Source organism: Serratia sp. Sp408 (assembly GCF_057180665.1).
In genome coordinates, this window is record NZ_JBXUFT010000005.1 from 265,465 (window position 1) to 282,920 (window position 17,456).

Annotated in this window: 18 protein-coding genes; 4 read left to right on the plus strand and 14 right to left on the minus strand. The window is 59.1% G+C overall.

What is annotated here, in order from left to right:
- Nucleotides 1-3: 3 nt before the first annotated feature.
- From AC2AXP_RS16620 to AC2AXP_RS16630, 3 genes are read right to left on the minus strand one after another with little or no spacing between them, the layout of a single operon-like run.
- On the minus strand, nucleotides 4-1,281 hold the full coding sequence (locus tag AC2AXP_RS16620) for an L-fuconate dehydratase (RefSeq protein WP_198773249.1): 1,278 nt from the start codon (nucleotides 1,279-1,281) through the stop codon (nucleotides 4-6).
- Nucleotides 1,282-1,292: 11 nt separating this feature from the next.
- On the minus strand, nucleotides 1,293-2,138 hold the full coding sequence (locus AC2AXP_RS16625) for a fumarylacetoacetate hydrolase family protein (RefSeq protein WP_039992432.1): 846 nt from the start codon (nucleotides 2,136-2,138) through the stop codon (nucleotides 1,293-1,295).
- A 54-nt stretch (nucleotides 2,139-2,192) separates the two neighbouring features.
- On the minus strand, nucleotides 2,193-2,933 hold the full coding sequence (locus AC2AXP_RS16630) for an SDR family oxidoreductase (RefSeq protein WP_004955612.1): 741 nt from the start codon (nucleotides 2,931-2,933) through the stop codon (nucleotides 2,193-2,195).
- Nucleotides 2,934-3,168: 235 nt separating this feature from the next.
- Here AC2AXP_RS16630 and AC2AXP_RS16635 point away from each other — a divergent pair, with 235 nt between their 5' ends.
- Together AC2AXP_RS16635 and ampH are read left to right on the plus strand one after the other, a co-directional pair.
- Complete coding sequence (locus AC2AXP_RS16635; RefSeq protein ID WP_004955617.1) at nucleotides 3,169-3,927, plus strand: FadR/GntR family transcriptional regulator; 759 nt, start codon at nucleotides 3,169-3,171, stop codon at nucleotides 3,925-3,927.
- Between the two features lie 112 nt (nucleotides 3,928-4,039).
- A complete protein-coding gene (gene ampH / locus AC2AXP_RS16640) occupies nucleotides 4,040-5,185 on the plus strand; it encodes a D-alanyl-D-alanine-carboxypeptidase/endopeptidase AmpH (RefSeq protein WP_004955621.1) in 1,146 nt (381 codons plus the stop codon).
- A 35-nt stretch (nucleotides 5,186-5,220) separates the two neighbouring features.
- On the opposite strand, the gene hpaC is transcribed toward ampH, so the two are convergent.
- From hpaC to AC2AXP_RS16695, 11 genes are all read right to left on the minus strand, one after another.
- Nucleotides 5,221-5,736, minus strand: a complete 516-nt coding sequence (gene hpaC / locus AC2AXP_RS16645; protein ID WP_039992433.1) for a 4-hydroxyphenylacetate 3-monooxygenase, reductase component — start codon at nucleotides 5,734-5,736, stop codon at nucleotides 5,221-5,223.
- Nucleotides 5,737-5,755: 19 nt separating this feature from the next.
- Nucleotides 5,756-7,318 (minus strand): 4-hydroxyphenylacetate 3-monooxygenase, oxygenase component, encoded by a 1,563-nt coding sequence (hpaB, locus tag AC2AXP_RS16650; RefSeq protein WP_004955626.1) that lies wholly within the window; start codon nucleotides 7,316-7,318, stop codon nucleotides 5,756-5,758.
- A 214-nt stretch (nucleotides 7,319-7,532) separates the two neighbouring features.
- A complete protein-coding gene (gene hpaA, locus AC2AXP_RS16655) occupies nucleotides 7,533-8,414 on the minus strand; it encodes a 4-hydroxyphenylacetate catabolism regulatory protein HpaA (RefSeq protein WP_004955628.1) in 882 nt (293 codons plus the stop codon).
- Nucleotides 8,415-8,441: 27 nt separating this feature from the next.
- Nucleotides 8,442-9,812: a 4-hydroxyphenylacetate permease gene (gene hpaX / locus AC2AXP_RS16660; protein ID WP_004955631.1), complete on the minus strand. Its 1,371-nt coding sequence runs from the start codon at nucleotides 9,810-9,812 to the stop codon at nucleotides 8,442-8,444.
- Between the two features lies 1 nt (nucleotide 9,813).
- Nucleotides 9,814-10,608: a 4-hydroxy-2-oxoheptanedioate aldolase gene (hpaI, locus tag AC2AXP_RS16665; protein WP_198773246.1), complete on the minus strand. Its 795-nt coding sequence runs from the start codon at nucleotides 10,606-10,608 to the stop codon at nucleotides 9,814-9,816.
- A gap of 26 nt (nucleotides 10,609-10,634) precedes the next feature.
- Nucleotides 10,635-11,438 (minus strand): 2-oxo-hept-4-ene-1,7-dioate hydratase, encoded by an 804-nt coding sequence (hpaH, locus tag AC2AXP_RS16670; RefSeq protein ID WP_484381815.1) that lies wholly within the window; start codon nucleotides 11,436-11,438, stop codon nucleotides 10,635-10,637.
- Nucleotides 11,439-11,452: 14 nt separating this feature from the next.
- Nucleotides 11,453-11,839 carry a 5-carboxymethyl-2-hydroxymuconate Delta-isomerase gene (locus tag AC2AXP_RS16675; RefSeq protein WP_198773245.1) on the minus strand — a complete coding sequence of 129 codons (387 nt, stop codon included), beginning with the start codon at nucleotides 11,837-11,839 and terminating at the stop codon, nucleotides 11,453-11,455.
- Between the two features lie 8 nt (nucleotides 11,840-11,847).
- A complete protein-coding gene (gene hpaD / locus AC2AXP_RS16680; RefSeq protein WP_004955638.1) occupies nucleotides 11,848-12,705 on the minus strand; it encodes a 3,4-dihydroxyphenylacetate 2,3-dioxygenase in 858 nt (285 codons plus the stop codon).
- Nucleotides 12,706-12,796: 91 nt separating this feature from the next.
- Entirely contained in the window at nucleotides 12,797-14,251 is a 1,455-nt protein-coding gene (gene hpaE, locus AC2AXP_RS16685; RefSeq protein ID WP_198773244.1) for a 5-carboxymethyl-2-hydroxymuconate semialdehyde dehydrogenase, read from the minus strand.
- Entirely contained in the window at nucleotides 14,248-15,012 is a 765-nt protein-coding gene (locus tag AC2AXP_RS16690; protein ID WP_004955643.1) for a fumarylacetoacetate hydrolase family protein, read from the minus strand. Before AC2AXP_RS16690 ends, hpaE begins: the two co-directional genes overlap by 4 nt.
- Complete coding sequence (locus AC2AXP_RS16695) at nucleotides 15,009-15,641, minus strand: fumarylacetoacetate hydrolase family protein (RefSeq protein WP_039991213.1); 633 nt, start codon at nucleotides 15,639-15,641, stop codon at nucleotides 15,009-15,011. Before AC2AXP_RS16695 ends, AC2AXP_RS16690 begins: the two co-directional genes overlap by 4 nt.
- A 297-nt stretch (nucleotides 15,642-15,938) precedes the next feature.
- On the opposite strand from AC2AXP_RS16695, the gene hpaR reads away from it, so the two are divergent.
- Together hpaR and AC2AXP_RS16705 are read left to right on the plus strand one after the other, a co-directional pair.
- Nucleotides 15,939-16,394, plus strand: coding sequence for a homoprotocatechuate degradation operon regulator HpaR (hpaR, locus tag AC2AXP_RS16700; RefSeq protein WP_004955647.1), 456 nt, complete (start codon nucleotides 15,939-15,941; stop codon nucleotides 16,392-16,394).
- Between the two features lie 135 nt (nucleotides 16,395-16,529).
- The gene (locus AC2AXP_RS16705) at nucleotides 16,530-17,354 is read left to right on the plus strand and encodes an alpha/beta hydrolase (RefSeq protein ID WP_004955651.1); all 825 of its coding nucleotides are present in this window, start codon (nucleotides 16,530-16,532) and stop codon (nucleotides 17,352-17,354) included.
- Nucleotides 17,355-17,456: the final 102 nt, after the last annotated feature.

Here is a 17,456-nt window from a genome sequence, read left to right on the forward strand (position 1 = left end):
CTCCTAACCGCGAAAGCGGTATTGCTCGATCGATTCCGGCCGCATTTCAATCGAATAGCCCGGCGCACGCGGTGGCATATAGGCCGCGCCGCGTATCTCGCACGGGTGCAGGAAATGCTGATGCAGGTGGTCAACGTATTCGATCACCCGCCCTTCATGGCTGCCGGCAATGCACAGGAAATCGATCATCGACAGGTGCTGAACGTATTCGCACAGCCCGACGCCACCGGCGTGCGGGCATACCGGCAGGTTGTACTTGGCCGCCATCAGCATCACCGCCAGTACCTCGTTAACCCCACCGAGCCGGCAGGCATCAATCTGCACCACATCGATCGCGCCACGCATGATGAACTGCTTGAACATGATGCGGTTCTGGCACATTTCACCGGTAGCTACCTTCACCGGATGCACCCCCTCGCGAATGCGCCGATGTCCTTCCACGTCGTCGGGACTGGTGGGCTCTTCGATAAACCACGGTTTGGCAAAGGCCAGATGCTTCACCCACGGGATCGCTTCATCGACCTCCCACACCTGGTTGGCGTCGATCATCAGTTGACGATCCGGGCCGATCACCTCGCGTGCGATGCGCACCCGGCGGATGTCATCCTCCAGATCGCGCCCCACCTTCAGCTTGAGGTAGGAAAAGCCGGCATCGACCGCCTGCTGGCATAGCCGGCGCAGCTTGTCGTCCGGGTAGCCCAGCCAACCGGCCGACGTGGTGTAGCAGGGATAACCGTGTTCCAGCAGTTGTTCACGCCGCTGCGCCTGGCCTTCCGCCCGATTTTTCAGCAGCGTCAGCGCCTCCTGCGGCGTAATGCAATCGGTGATGTAGCGAAAATCAATGCAGCGCACCAGCTCCTCTGGCGTCATGTCTGCCACCAGTTGCCACAGCGGCTTGCCTTCCGCCTTGGCCCACAGATCCCACAGCGCATTGATCACCGCGCCGGTGGCCAGGTGGATCGCCCCCTTGTCCGGTCCAATCCAGCGCAACTGGCTGTCGCTGGTAAACTGACGCCAGAACGCCCCCATATCGGCGGTGATGCTCGCCAACGACTGGCCGACGATCTGGTGCTCCAGCGCACGGATCGCCGCGCAGCAGATTTCGTTGCCACGGCCAATGGTAAACGTCAGACCGTGACCGCTGAGATCGGCGCGATCGGTTTCCAGGATCACATAGGCCGCCGAGTAATCCGGATCCGGGTTCATGGCGTCGGAGCCATCCAGCCCCAGCGAGGTCGGGAAGCGAATATCTTCAACCCGCAGCGCGGTAATGGTGGTCATGGTCAATTCTCCTACGCCTGAACCGTTTGCTGTTGTTGTTCACCCAACCCCTCAATGCCCAGCCGCATCACCTGGCCGGCCTTGAGATAGATTGGCTGTGGTTTTTGCCCCATGCCGACCCCCGGTGGGGTGCCGGTGGAAATCACATCACCCGGCTGCAGACTCATAAAGCGGCTCAGATAGCTGATGATGTGCGGAATGGTAAAAATCATGGTGCTGGTATTGCCGTCCTGATAACGCTTGCCGTCCACTTCCAGCCACAGATTGAGCCGGTGCGGATCGGCAATTTCGTCGGCGGTTACCAGCCATGGTCCGGTCGGGCCGAAGGTATCGCAGCCCTTGCCCTTGTCCCAGGTGCCGCCGCGTTCAATCTGGAATTCGCGTTCGGATACGTCGTTAATCACGCAGTAGCCGGCCACGTGCTGCATGGCATCCTGTTCGGCGATGTAGCGCCCGCCCTTGCCGATCACCACCCCCAGCTCCACTTCCCAGTCGGTTTTTTGCGAATCGCGCGGGATTTCCACGTCGTCATTCGGCCCCACCACCGCGCTGGTCCACTTGTTGAAAACCACCGGTTCACCAGGGATGGCCGCACCGGTTTCCGCCGCGTGATCGGCATAATTAAGCCCAATGCAGATAAACTTGCCGATGCCGCCGACGCAGGCGCCGATACGCGGCTGCCCTTCCACCAGCGGCAGGCTGTCGATATCCAGCCGTTGCAGTGCGGCGATGCTGTCCGGCAACAGCGCGGTGCCGCCAACGTCGGCGATATGGCGTGAAAGATCGCGGATTCGCCCCTGAAGGTCCAACACGCCCGGTCGTTCCTGCCCAACCTCTCCATAACGTAACAGTTTCATAATGTCCTCAATCTCAACGATAAAATTGCCGTGCGACCCGCACGCCGTGGCCAATCAGTTGCTCCAGCCGCCGTCGATAATCTGCACGGTGCCGGTGGTGTAGGAACTGGCATCAGAGGCCAGATACAACGCCAGTTGCGCTATTTCGCCGGTCTGACCGATGCGGCCAATCGGCTGGCGCGCGACAAATGCCTGGTAAACCTCTTCTTCACTGCGGCCCTGTTCCCGCGCCTGTTCGGCAATGCGCTGACGCAGCGACGGTGACTCCACGGTGCCCGGACAGATGGCGTTGCAGCGAATGCCCTGGGTAACGTAGTCCGCCGCCACCGAGCGCGTCAGACCAATCACCGCCGCCTTGGTAGCGCTGTAGGCAAAGCGGTTCGGCACGCCTTTGACGCTGGAGGCCACCGAGGACATGTTGATGATCGAACCTTTCTGCTGTGTCAGCATGGCGGGCAAAAAGGCGCGGATCATGCGGAACATCGCGGTTACGTTCAGATCGAGCGCGAACTGCCATTGCCTTTCGCTGCATTCCAGGATCGACCCGCTATGCACCACGCCGGCACAGTTGAACAGCACGTCCAGACAACCGACGGTTTCCGCCGCCGCGGCGATGGCGGCACCATCGGTGACGTCCAGCTGCAACGGCGTAATGCCGCTAATTCCCTGTAACGACGCGATATTGATATCGCTGGCAATCACCTCAGCGCCAGCATCGGCAAACAGCCTGGCGGTGCTGAAACCGATCCCCTGCCCGGCGGCGGTGATCAGCACGCGTTTTCCGGTTAAATCCATTGCGACTCCTTGGCCAAAAGGTCTAATGGTCAGGCCACTAAGGGCGGTTAAAGGTCAGACCTTTCACATGACAAAAGACGTTTTAAGCGTTATGGTTTGAAGTAGATGTGAATAAAAACGATGTAAAACAGCATTTCAATTAACCAAGTTTTTACACCTGATTAACGAATACTCAAGCAGCTTGAGCAGTTTTTGTGCGCTGAATCACTTAACGCTACCGTGCCGAAGGTAAAAAATGCCGATTACCCGACTGGAAAACCCACGTATTTACAGACAGATAGCCGACCAGCTGAAACGCCTGATCGAAAACAACGAATTCCCGCCCGGCAGTCGCCTGCCGTCGGAACGCGATCTGGCCCAGCAGTTACAGGTCAGCCGCGCTTCGGTGCGCGAGGCGTTGATCGCCCTGGAAGTGATTGGTTTGGTAGACGTGAAAGTGGGTAATGGAGTGATCGTCAAGGGACTGTCACCGGCCATTGCCTCACAGGAACCGGTGATGACCCAGGCCGGGCGCAATCAGTGGGCCGACATCGACGACGAGCTGAACATCGAACTGGATTTTAACGCCGAGCTGCCGCCATTTTCGCTGCTGCAAACCCGTTTGCTGATCGAACCCGAAACCGCTGCGCTGGCGGCTCGCCATGCCACCGATGAAGAGTTGGCGGGTATTCGCGCCGCGTATGAACAAAACTGTCGGGATAATCGGGCCGCTTCCGCCACCCATCCCGGCGATCGGCTGTTTCACATTCGCATCGCGCAGGCCAGCGGCAACCCGGCTTATGCGTTTATCATCGCCCATCTGCTTGGCCACCGCTATGGCAGCATGTTTCGCGTGTTGCAGCATCACTATACCCCGGAGGATATGCCACACCGTTCCGAGCAGGAACACCGGGCGATCCTCGCCGCCATTGAGGCGCGCGACGTTCGGGCGGCACGTAAGGCAATGAAAACACACCTGGATGAAGTGATTGCCATCTTTACCCGGACACAATAGGGGAAAATTTACGCTTCCCGCTCTTTTTCCCCATGCAGCGAAGGCGCCGCCACATTACACTGTGGTGGCAATTTACGCCTTCCCGCTGCACTTTTAACATGGATAACGATCGTTGAAGAACATTCTCTCTGTTTCCCTGCTGGCACTGGGTTTGTGCGGCGCGCCGCTGGCTGGCTACGCCGCAACGCCACAACTGACCTCACAGATCGTCGATCAATATGCCGAGCACATTTTCTACAATAGCGGTGCGACCGGCATGGCGCTGGTGGTGATCGATGGCAATCAGGTGGTTAATCGCAGCTTTGGCGATACCAAACCCGGCAACAATCTGCGCCCACGCCCGGATTCACTGATCCGCATCGCCTCCATCACCAAGCTGATGACCAGCGAAGTGATGGTAAAAATGGCGGCACAAGGCCAGGTAAAACTGACCGACCCGCTGCGTAAATACGCGCCACGCGGTGCTTATGTGCCGAGCTACAATGCGCGCCAGCCAATCACCCTGTTGAATCTGGCGACGCACACCAGCGGCTTACCGCGTGAGCAACCGGGCAAAAAACCGCCGAAAACGCCGGTGTTCGTCTGGCCGACCAAGGCACAACGCTGGCAGTGGCTGGAACATGCCAAAATCACCGTGCCGCCGGGGGTACATGCCGCCTATTCCAATCTGGCGTATGATTTACTGGCCGATGCGCTGTCACGAGCGGCGGGCAAGTCATACAACGCCTTGTTGAAAGAAAAAATCACCGGGCCGTTGGGAATGGTCGATACCACGCTGACACCGAGCGCCGAACAGTGCTCACGTCTGATGGTGGCCGCCGCCGGACCGAGCGCCTGCCGTGATACCACTGCAGCGGCCGGCAGCGGCGGCGTCTATTCCACCCCGCGCGACATGCAGCGCTGGATGCAGCAATTCCTGTCCTCGCAGGCGTTTGGTCCGCGCAAAGCCACCGCAGCCAACGAACAGACCATGTACTTCCAACGCCGCGATCTGGTATCGCTGAAAGGTATGGACGTGCCGGGTCAGGCGGATGCATTGGGATTGGGCTGGGTGTATATGGCACCGAAGGACGGGCTGCCGGGCATTATTCAGAAGACCGGCGGCGGCGGCGGTTTCATCACCTATATGGCCATGTCACCGCAGCATAATGTCGGCGTTTTCGTGGTAGTTACCCGCTCCGAACTGAGTAAGTTCACCAATATGAGCGATCCGGTCAACCGGCTGGTCAGCGATCTGGTGGCCAACCAAGGGATGTAACGCATCACCCGGCGCGCTATCGCGCCGGGTGACTGTCACGCCAGCGCCGCCATTTCATGCTTTACCGGGTGGAAGTTGCGCTTGAAGTAGATCAGGCCGTGGCCGCTGTCGCTCAGCACGATCTGTTTGATCTCCACCAGATAGACCTGATGGGTGCCGATGCTCTGGATCTGCGCGATCTCTCCTTCCAGACTGGCGAGGGTATTGCACAGCAGCGGCTGGCCAAGCGCCCCCTGGCGCCACTCTTCCTGGCGGAAGCGCTCTTCCATGCTGACGCCGGTCATGCCGGCAAAGTGGCGCGCCATCAGCTCCTGCTGGTGGTTAAGCACATTGACGCACAGCTTGCCGTTCTCCTGAAATACCGGGTTCATCGCGCTGTTGCGATTGATGCACACCATCAGGGTCGGCGGGCTATCCGTTACCGAGCAGACCGCAGTGGCGGTAATACCGCAGCGCCCCGCCGGGCCATCGGTGGTGACGATGTTCACCGCCGCCGACAGGCTGGCCATCGCATCGCGAAAACGCAGCCGGTGTTCATTTTCCTGAGACATACACACCTCCAAGACCACACTATTTCAACAGGTTGTCTAACTGATTGATATCGCCGTTGTTATGCAGATGTGGCACCGTCCAGCCATGCCGGTCGTAATCGGACAGGCAGCGATCGACCATTTGCATCATCTGATCCATGCTGCCGGAGCTTTGCGCGTGGCGCAGGCATTGCAGGCGGATCTCGTCCTGGCTGCCGGCATAATTGATCTCATACAGTTCGTGACGGCCGCCGAACTCACTGCCGATGGCGTCCCACATCAGTTTGAGGATCTTGATGCGCTCGACGTGATCCATGCCGTTCGAGCCACGCACGTACTGCGCCAGATACTTGTCGATCGCCGGATTGTCCATGTCGCGCACGCTGGACGGCAGATAGATCAGCCCGCTGGTAACGTTCTTCTCGATGATGTGCTTCACTTTGGTGTAGGCCATCGGCGCCATCACGCGATAGGTTTGCAGCGCGGCGGAATCCGGCAGATAGGCGCCATTTTTCCATTCGGTGGCCTCGGCACACATCGCGTCGCTCAGCGACCAGAACAGGTTGCGCCAGGCCACCACTTCGCCCAGATCGGCCTGTACGCCACGGAACTCCAGCACCCCGGTGCAACCGAGGCTTTTTTGCAGCAGTGCGGTGATAAAATCCATCTTCACCGCCAGTCGCACGCAGGCCTGCAGTGGGAACAGGCGCGCAAACCCGCCTTCGGTGCTCCAGCGGCGGCAACGATCGAAGTCGCGGTAGATCAGCACGTTTTCCCACGGGATCAACACATGATCCATCACCAGGATCGCATCGTTTTCATCAAAGCGGCTGCTGAGCGGATAATCGAACGGCGATCCGGTGGCGCCGGCCACCAGCTCGTATGACGCACGCGAGATCAGTTTGACGCCTTCGGCATCCATCGGCGCGACGAACATCAGCGCGAAGTCCGGGTTATCGCCCATGACCTGCGCCGAACCAAAGCCAATAAAGTTGTAGTGGGTCAACGCCGAGTTGGTTGCGACCACCTTGGCACCGCTGACCACAATGCCGGCGTCGGTTTCTTTTTCCACCTTGATGAACACGTCCTTCACCTCGTTGACCGGCTTATGACGATCGATCGGCGGGTTGACGATGGCGTGGTTGAAGTACAGGCCTGTTTCCTGAATACGCTGGTACCAGTGGCGTGCATTGTCGGCAAACTGACCATAAAATTCAGGGTTTGCGCCTAATGCGCTGCCAAAGGCGGCTTTGTAGTCCGGCGTGCGCCCCATCCAGCCGTAGCTTTGGCGCGACCAGTCGGCAATGGCGTCACGCTGTTGGCGCATCTCTTGTGGGCTACGGGCATAGCGGAAGAATTTATGGGTATAGCCGCCGTTGCCGGTGTCGGTGCCCCAACACAGGCGGTCGTGGCTGGCCGGCGCGTGCAGCGCATCATACAGCTGGCCGACGGAGGCCGCCGCGTTGCGAAAGGCAGGGTGCGTGGTAACGTCCTTTACCCGTTCGCCGTAGATGTAAATTTCGCGGCCATCTTGCAGGCTTTTCAGGTATTCGGCACCGGTAAACGGGCGCTTGGCATCGGCACGGAAATCTTCTGGTTTCATTGCGTCTTCCTCGTAATCGGCAGTGTAAGACCGTTGGTTCGGTCATTGTTAAAATAATGTTTTTATTTGGTTGCTTAATTGAAGCTGCCGAACGCGGTTTCGAGAAGAGACTTTTGCGGCAATCGCCGGTACTTTTCGCTGAGGATGGCCGCCAGAGCGGCAAACTGTGACACAGGTACGTTATGGCCGCCGCGCGGGAGGCGACGGCCGGGGTTTAACGCGCACGGTAACTCGAGGGTGAACAACCTTCCAACCGATTGAAAAATCTTGCGAAATAGGCCGGATCCTTGAATCCCAGATCGTAAGCGGTTTCATGCACCGTGCAGGCGCCGAACAGCAGCAGTCGCTTCGCTTCACGCAAGATCCGGTCAAAAATCAGCCGCTTGGGCGAGCGGTTGGCAAATCGACGACACAAATCGTTGAGCCGCGACTCCGTCACCCCCAGCGCCTGTGCATATTCCGGCACCGGCAAGTGTTCGCGGAAGCGCTCATCCACCATTTTGTTGAAGCGCTGGAATATTTTCAGCTCACCCCGCACGCCGGTGGCGGCGGAATCCTCCAGATCGGTATTGCGCAGCAACAGCGTGAACACCGCCTGCGCCAGCAATGCCAGCGTTTGCTCGCGAGCGGCCAGGTTGCCGGCAAATTCGCGACGGATCAGCGCCCAGTAATGGCTGAGCGCCGTCAGTTCTTGCGGCACGCCGGCCAATGACAGGCAAATGCCGGGCATATCCAGCGCCAGGTTGCTGCCGGGATACAGCCGCTCCAGCAATGGCCATATCAATTCCTGGCGCACCGTCAGCACGTGTCCGTCGCTGTCCGGTTCGGTGAAAAAGGCGTGCGGTACCGACGGTGGCGTCAGGATGAAGAGCGGCGCCTGCACTGAATAATGCTGATCGTCCAGTTGCAGTTCGATTTTGCCGGTTTCCAGAAAATGCACCTGAAAAAAGCTGTCGTGCCAATGCACCTGCATATCGCGGCCAAAAAACGCCGCCAGCCCGGCAAAGGTTTCGTAATGCACCTCATCCGCGGCGTAGCGCGCATCGTACTCCTTGCAAATATCGATGTTGGCGATAAAGCCGGTACTTTTCTGCACCTGTCGACTCCTCTGGGTTAGCGATGACTATGGCGTTGCACGCGGGCGTGACGCCTTCATCGGGATCCGCCATACCAACAGCGCGCCGATCACCAGCAGCGCCGCCACGAAATACAGCCCGGCATTGAAGCTGCCGGTAAGATCCTTGAGCCAGCCGATCAACAATGGGCTGACCGCCGATCCGATATTGCCGGTGGCATTGATCACTGCGATCCCTATCGCACGGGCTTCCAGGCTGATCGACCGATCGGGCGTGGTCCAGAAGATCGCCATCGCGGTAAACGACCCCACCGACGCCATGATGATGCCAAACAGCTGGATCAGGCTGTGATCGGTGGCCGACGCCAACAGCCAGCCGGCGGCGGCAAACAGATACGGCAATGCGGTATGGTGCTTGCGCTCCTGCAATCGATCCGATCGTTTGCTCCACCACACCATGCCGGCGATGGTGCAGATCTGCGGGATCGCCGCCAAAATGCCGATGGTGATATTGCTGCTGCTCTGGTTAAAGCTTTGCAGGATCTGCGGCGTCCAGATATTGATCGCACTGAGGGTATTGGTCAGGCAGAAATATGCCAGCGTATACGTCAGTACGATCGGCGTGAAGATTTCACGCCACAGGCTGCGCTGCTGCAACGCCTGGTGGCTGCTTGGTCCTTCCGGTTGCACCAGCGTCAGCCGATCGGCGGCCATCATCGCCTGCAGGCTGGTTTTTTCCTCGTCCGTCAGCCATTTGGCCTTCGCCGGCGTATCGTCAAGGTAGAACCACACCGCCACGCCGAGGATCACCGACGGGATGCCTTCCAGCAGGAACAGCCACTGCCAGCCTTTCAGATCCAGCACACCGTCCAGCGCCAGGATGTAGCCTGAAACCAGCGAACCGATCGCCATGGTCACCGGCATGGCGATCATGAACAACGCGTTGGCGCGGGCGCGATAAAACGCCGGGAACCAGTAAGTGAGGTACACCAGAATACCCGGCAGGAAACCGGCCTCGGTGATGCCGACGATCATGCGCAGCACGTACAGACTGGTCGGCCCGGTGGCGAACAGCGTGCAGGTGGAGGCAATGCCCCACAGCACCATGATGGTGGCTATCCAGCGGCGCGCGCCAACGATGCTCAGCATCATGTTGCTGGGGATACCGAAAATCACATAGGTCACGTAAAACAGCGTGGCCGCCAAGCCGAACATGGTCGAACTAAGCCCAAGATCCTTGCCCATGGTCAGACCGGCAAAGCCGATGTTGATGCGGTCGAGGAACGAGAAAACAAAGAGTACAAACAAAAACACGATCAGGCGCCGAAACAACTTTTTAATCACCGATTGCTCGGCGGCGGTTAACGCTTTATGTTGCTGCGCCGGGTTGGCCGGCGCGATCGAATCGACGTGGTTCATATCAGTAGACCCCGGAAGGTTGCGTCGGCGAGTTACCCGGCTTGAAACGTTCGGCCAATGCTTCGGCAGCGCGCGCCAGCAAGGTGGTATCGACCCCAACGGCGACAAACAGCGCGCCGGATTCCAAATAGTGCTGCGCCAGATCGGGCTGTGCCATCAGGATGCCCGGTGCTTTGCCGGCGGCGCAAATGCGCGCAATGGCGTCGTCGATGGTGCGCTGCACCTGCGGATGCTGCGGATTGCCGGCAAAGCCCATATCGGCGCTGAGATCCGCCGGGCCGATAAATACCCCGTCCACGCCGTCCACCTGTAGGATTTCATCCAGATTATTCACCGCTTCGCGGGTTTCGATCTGCACCAGCACGCACATCTGCGCGTCGGCGGCCTGCAGGTAGTTCTCTACCCGGTTCCAGCGCGACGCACGCGCCAGTGCGCTGCCGACGCCCCGTATGCCCTGCGGCGGGTAGCGGGTAGCACGCACTGCGTCCCGCGCCTGTTTGGCATTCTGGATCATCGGGATCAGCAGGGTTTGGGCGCCAATGTCCAGCAGTTGCTTGATCACCACCGGATCGTTCCACGGCGGACGCACCACCGGCTGTACCGGATACGGCGCCACCGCCTGCAACTGGCCGAGCACCGTCTGCACGGTGTTAGGCGCGTGTTCGCCGTCGATCAGCAACCAGTCAAATCCGGCACCGGCAAGCAGTTCCGCGCTGTAGCTGCTGCACAGCCCTAGCCACAGACCGATCTGCGGGCGTTTTTGCTGCATCGCCAGCTTGAAGGCATTGGTTAACATGATGTTCTCCTTGTTGACTGCCGGCGTTAGATAAAGCGGCAGCTGATACAACCCATCTGGCCATAATCCACGTGGAAGGTATCGCCGCGCCGCGCCGCTACCGGCCGGGTAAACGACCCGCCGAGGATGATCTGCCCAGCCTCCAGTTCCACGTCATGCGGGAACAGTTTGTTCGCCAGCCAGGCTACGCCGTTGGCCGGGTGGTTGAGCACCGCCGCCGCCACGCCGGATTCCTCGATCACCCCGTTGCGATACAGCAGTGCCGATATCCAGCGCAGATCCAGCGCGTCCGGTCGGATCGGTCGCCCCCCCAACACCACGCCGGCGTTGGCCGCGTTGTCGGAAATGGTGTCGAACACCTTGCGCGGCCGCTGGGTTTGCGGATCGACGTTATGACTGCGCGCATCAATGATCTCCAGCGCCGGGATGACATAGTCGGTGGCGTTGTAGACGTCGAACAGCGTGCAGTTCGGCCCGCGCAGCGGTTTGGCCAGCACGAACGCCAGCTCCACCTCGACGCGCGGCACGATAAAGCGCTCCAGGGGAATGTCACTGCCGTCGTTAAAGAACATATCGTCCAGCAACGCGCCGTAGTCCGGCTCGCTGATTTGCGAACTGACCTGCATGGCACGTGACGTCAGGCCAATCTTGTGCCCCTTCAACTGCCGCCCTTCGGCTATCTTCAGCGCCACCCATTGCCGTTGAATGGCATAGGCGTCCTCGAGCGTCATCTCCGGGTGATCCAGCGACAGCGCGCGGATCTGCTCTCGATTTTGTTCCGCCTGATGCAGGCGTTGTACGGCATGGCTCAAAACGTCTTTATCCAGCATTTACGGCCCCTTGCTCACTCGTTACGAAATAGCGCGTGTACGTTGTTCTGCTTGTAATTCAGCAGCGGATCCAGTTCTTCAATGGTGAAAGACAGCGCCAGATAGCGGCTGGCCATCAGCGCGGCGAAATGCTGTTTGATCAGGGCGAACAGCATCTCGCCCACCTGCTGTCGGCTGTCCTGACTACGGCCGTGGCCGATTTTCAACGTCATGTGTACAAAGGCGTAGTCATGCCGACCGTCGGCCATCTGCCAGGTATCCAGCCAGATGGCGCGGCTGCGCACCCCGGCCAGCGGGAAAATGCCGGTATCGGCCAACGCCTGGTTGACCTTGGCGAACAGCGCGGGTAAATCAGCCTCTGCGCGAATATTGTCGGTACATTCAGCGTAAAAATGTGGCATGCGGCACCTCAGGCGTCGGCGGGCAGAGGGAAAACGGCGTTGACCTGTCCGGTGCCGGAACTGGCGAACAGCGGGGTGATAAACTCCACCTTGCCGTCATAGTTGTCCCAGCCAAGCAGACCCAACAACATCACGGTGTCGTGCATATTGCCTTCGCCATAGCAGTAGTCGGCGTATTCGGGCAGCATTTCGCAAAACTCGCGAAAGCGCCCTTCTTCCCACAGTTTCACCACCCGTTGGTCCATTTGCTGATCGAACTGACGGGTGTAGCTGTTCATACCCTGCTCGGCACGCTGATCGTCGATAAAACGATGCGACAGCGAGCCGCTGGCCAACACCGCTACGGTGCCATCGTATTGTTCAATCGCGCTTTTGATCGCTTCGCCGAGACGGCGGCTGTCGGCAAAGTCATGCACCGTACAGAAGGCGGAGATCGACACCACCTTGAAGTGCCGATCGGCGTTCATATAACGCATCGGCACCAGCGTGCCGTACTCCAGCTTCAGGCTCGGGATATCATGCGCCTTGGCGCGTACCCCGAGCTTGCAGGCTTCGTCGGCGATCAGCTGACCGAGCTGCGGATTGCCGTCGTATTCATAGCGCATGTCGCGAATGAAGTGCGGCAGTTCGTTGCTGGTGTAAACGCCCTGAAAATGCGCGCTGCAATTGATGTGATAGGCGCTGTTCACCAGCCAGTGCGTATCGAACACGATAATGGTGTCGACGCCCATTTCACGGCAGCGGGCGCTGATTTCCCGATGGCCGTCGATCGCCGCCTGGCGGCAACCGTGGTTTTTGCCCGGCAGTTCGGACAGGTACATCGATGGGACGTGTGTAATCTTTGCTGCCAACGCTAACTTACCCATATCTCCTCCTCCCCCGCATCTTTCGCATCGCCACCTGTCCGCAATCCGACAACCCCGGGGTGTATTTTGTTTTTAATATAAAAACACTCGGTTATACGCCCCAGCGCGGGATCGGGTGATCCCCCATGGAAATACAGACGTTCTTCATTTCGGCAAACACCTCAAAGCTGTACTCGCCGCCTTCGCGCCCGGTGCCAGAAGCTTTCACCCCGCCAAACGGCTGGCGCAGATCGCGCACGTTCTGGGTATTAACGAACACCATGCCGGCTTCGATGCTGCGCGCCAGACGCATCACTTTGCTCACGTCCTGGGTCCAGATATAGGACGCCAGACCGTACTCAACGTCGTTGGCCATGCGCAGCCCGTCCTCTTCGCTCTTGAACGGCAGCAGGCAGGCCACCGGGCCGAAGATCTCCTCCTGCGCCACGCGCATGCGGTTATCGACGTCTGCCAGCACCGTCGGCCGCAGGAAGTTGCCGTGCTCCAGCCCCTGCGGTTTTTCCGCGCCGCCGGCCAGCAGGGTGGCTCCCTCTTCCACGCCCAGACGGATATAGCCGGAGACCTTTTCCCAGTGCTGCTGGCTGATCAATGCGCCCACCTGCGTGTGCGGATCGGTCGGATCGCCAACCCGCAGGCGATTGGCGCGCTCGGCGAAACGCTTGACGAACTGCGGATAAATACTCTCCTGAATGAAAATGCGCGACCCGGCGGTGCAGCGTTCACCATTGATCGAGAAAATGGTGAACAGCGCGGCGTCCAATGCGCGCTCAATGTCGGCATCCTCGAACACCAGCACCGGCGACTTGCCGCCCAGTTCCATCGAATACTTTTTCAGGCCGGCATTTTGCATAATGCGGCGACCGGTGGCGGTACCGCCGGTAAAGGACACCGCGCGCACGTCGGCATGGCGTACCAGCGCATCGCCGGCGCTGGCGCCGTAGCCCTGCACCACGTTCAACACCCCGGCCGGGATACCGGCTTCCAGCGCCAGTTCACCCAGACGATCGGCGCTCAGCGGCGACAGCTCGGACATCTTCAGCACCGCGGTATTGCCCAGCGCCAGGCACGGCGCAGTTTTCCAGGTGGCGGTCATAAAGGGCACGTTCCACGGCGACACCAGCGCGCAGACGCCGACCGGCTGCACCAGCGTATAGTTGAGCATCTTGTCGTCCACCGGGTAGGTGCGACCATTCATCTGCTGACAAATTTCGGCAAAGAATTCAAAGTTGTGCGAAGCTCGTGGGATCAGCACGTTCCTGGTCTGATGGATCGGCAGACCGGTGTCGGCAGTTTCCATTTCGGCAATCTGCGGCACGTTCTGGTCAATCAGCTCGCCCAGGCGCCGCATCAGGCGCGCACGTTCCTTCATCGGCGTATTGGCCCATTTCGGGAACGCCTGTTTGGCGGCGGCCACCGCCAGTTCGATTTCCGCCTGTCCACCGGAAGCAACCTCCGCCAGCACCTCGCCGTTGGCCGGATTGCTGGTGGTGAAGTACTCTTTGCTGGCAACGTTCTTGCCGTTAATCCAATGGTTGATGGTTTTCATCGCAGGCTCTCCTGATAATTTCTTTCACTGATGATGTGGTTGACCAAACGGCCAATGCCTTCTATCTCCACCACCACTTCGTCCCCCGGCTGCACGTCGGCCAGCCCCTTTGGCGTGCCGGTGGCGATCATGTCACCCGGTTGCAGCGTCATAAATGCGCTCAGGTAGCTGATAAGGAAAGGAATGTCGAAAATCATGTCGGCGGTGGTACCGCGCTGGCGCAGCTCGCCGTTGATATAGGTGCTGAGCGGTAAATTGTGCGGATCGTCAATATCGTCCCGATCGACGATATACGGGCCAATCGGCGTCAATCCGTCGCGGCTTTTTACCCGCAGGTTCGGCCGGTAGTAGTTTTCCAGATAGTCGCGAATGGCGTAGTCGTTGCACAGGGTGTAGCCGGCAACATACTCCATCGCCCGTTCACGGCTGACGTTGCGGGCAGTTTTGCCGATCACCGCCACCAGCTCGGCTTCATAGTGCATGTACTCCACCCCGGCCGGGCGCATCGACACCTGACGGTGGCCGATCAGCGTGTTCGGTGCCTTGAGGAACACCAGCGGTTCTTCCGGCGCCTTGAACTCCAGTTCGCTGGCGTGATCGGCGTAGTTCAGACCCAGCGCGAACACCGTGCCCTGCGACGGCGGCAACCATTCAACCTCGGTCTCTTCCAGCACCTGGCCGTTCGGCAGCGTTACGCGCAGCTGCGGATCAACGGTTACTTCCAGCGTCTGGCCATGGTGGCGAATACGGGCGTGTCTCATGATTGGCTTCCTCCTTGCACCACACGGTTAGTCAGCGGCGGCAGCCCGGCGGCGCGCAGCGTTAGCTGGTCACCCGGCCTGATTTCAACCCGCCGCTGCGGCGTGCCGATCAGCAGCGCATCGCCAGGCTGCAAGGTGATGAACTCGCTGATGGCGGCGAGCAGCTCGGCAGGCGAACGCAGCAAATCGGCGCTAGACCAGCGGTCCTGCTCCACGCCGTTGATTTCGGTAACAATCTGCACATCATCAAGCGCCGCCAGCGGGCCAATATCCCCCAGCGGGCAAAAGCCGTCGCGGCATTTGGCTTTGATCGCCGGGCGATAGAAGCTGTCTTCCGCCAGGCTGACGTCGTTGGCCAGCGCGTAGCCGGCAATGTAATCAGCCGCCTGTTGCACCGGCACCTTACGCGCCACGTCACCGATCACCATCGCCAACGTTGCGCCGCTGTAAACGGCTTCCCCCTGCGGCAACGGGATGGCGCCGCCATTGGCGAGGAAGGTGTTGCGCGGTTTGATAAACCACACCGGCGTTTTCGGCGGGGTTTTATACGGCGGTTCGCGAAACGCCTGATGCCAGGCATCGAGCTGGCTGCGGTGATTGAGCGCAACCGCAAAAACGGTTCCTTTCATGCAGACTCCTTGGTGGTCGGTCGTGATAACGGCCATTCATTAATATATTAACGAATACTTTTATCCGCTGTTCAGGGTTTGTGCAATGCGGGAAATTTGATTTGTGATCGTGATAACAAAAAATTTACATATTTGAAATATTATTGATATTTTTCAGTAAATTGCAGTAATTCGGCTTTTTTTTTCACCGAAAATGGTGTTTTTGCTTTCTTCGTCACAATAAACCTGGCTACTATTAAGTTATTAACGAACAGCCGCATTCCGCGGGTGCAACACTTTTAACAGCAGGCCATCGCTATGCATGAATCCTTGACCATCGCCCTGTTGCAGGCGCGTGAAACTGCCATGGGGTTTTTCCGCCCGATATTGAAACGCCATAACCTTACCGAACAGCAATGGCGCATTATCCGCGTGCTGGCGGACCAGCGATCGATCGAATTTCACGAGTTGGCGGCGCAAACCTGCATTCTGCGCCCCAGCCTGACCGGCATTCTGTCGCGCATGGAACGCGACGGGCTGATCTTCCGGCTAAAGCCGGTCAACGATCAGCGCAAGCTGTACGTTTCGCTGACTCAGCAGGGCCAGACGCTGTACGACGTTGCGCGCTCGCAGGTTGAGCAGGGTTACAACGAGATAGAGGCGGCGTTTTCGCCAGAAAAGATGCAGCAGTTGATGGCGTTGCTCGACGAGCTGATCACCCTCGGTGACAGCCTGCCGGCCAACGTGATCGCCCATCCCGGCAAGCAGCAGTAGATCAGACCGGCAGAACCGTTTCAGGCTGCCCCCTTTCCAGCGTGCCACTCTCGACAACTGGCTCGGCAGTTCAGCCTATAATTGCTCTGTGAAGCCACGGGCGCGCCGGTCGTGCCCCAACAGAACGGGGAAAGTATGTCGGAACATAACGTCAGTTTTATCAAGGGATGCCACGGCAACATCGCGCTGCATGACTGGGGCAACCCGCAGCCACGTTTTCTGGCGCTGCTGGTACACGGTTACGGCGAACATCTGGGGCGTTATCACTACGTGGCACGTACGCTGCACGACATTGGCGCACGGGTGTTCGGCCCTGACCATCTCGGCCACGGGCTGTCACAGGGTGAACGGGTACTGATTGAGGACTTTGACACGCTGGTCGACGATCTGCATCAGATCGCGACACGCTTTCAGCAACGGTTTCCCTCGCTGCCGCTGGTGGTGATTGGCCATTCTATGGGCGGCCTGATCGCCAGCCGCTACGTACAACGCTATGGCGAGAAGGTACAGGCGTTGGTACTCTCCGGGCCGTTGATCGGCCGTAAAACTGCCATTTCCGATCTGTACGATCTGGACACGTTGCCCGACGATCCGCTGGATACGACTACGCTGTCGCGCGATCCGGCGGTGGGCGCGGCCTATAATGCCGATCCCCTGGTGTGGCACGGCCCGTTCAAGCGGGCAACGCTGGGCGCCATGCAAACTATGCTGGCCAGGATTAACGCCGGGCCGAGCTTTGGCAACCTGCCGACGCTGTGGCTGCACGGCGAAAACGACAGGCTGGTACTGCTGGAAGACACCCGCACCGGCATCGACATCCTGCAAGGCAGTCATCTTGAAACGGCGATTTTCCCCGGCGCCCAGCATGAGATCTTCAATGAAATCAATAAAGATCAGGTGCTGAAACGGCTAACGACATTTATTGAGCGCCAGCTGTCAGCATTAGGCGAAAAGTTGTGATGATATTCGCGCTAGAGAGAAGCCTCGCGCGGGCAAAGCGCCGCAGTTAGCCAGATGCAGACAAAAAGCGTTCCAGCGGGCGAAAAGCAACGCAAGAAACGT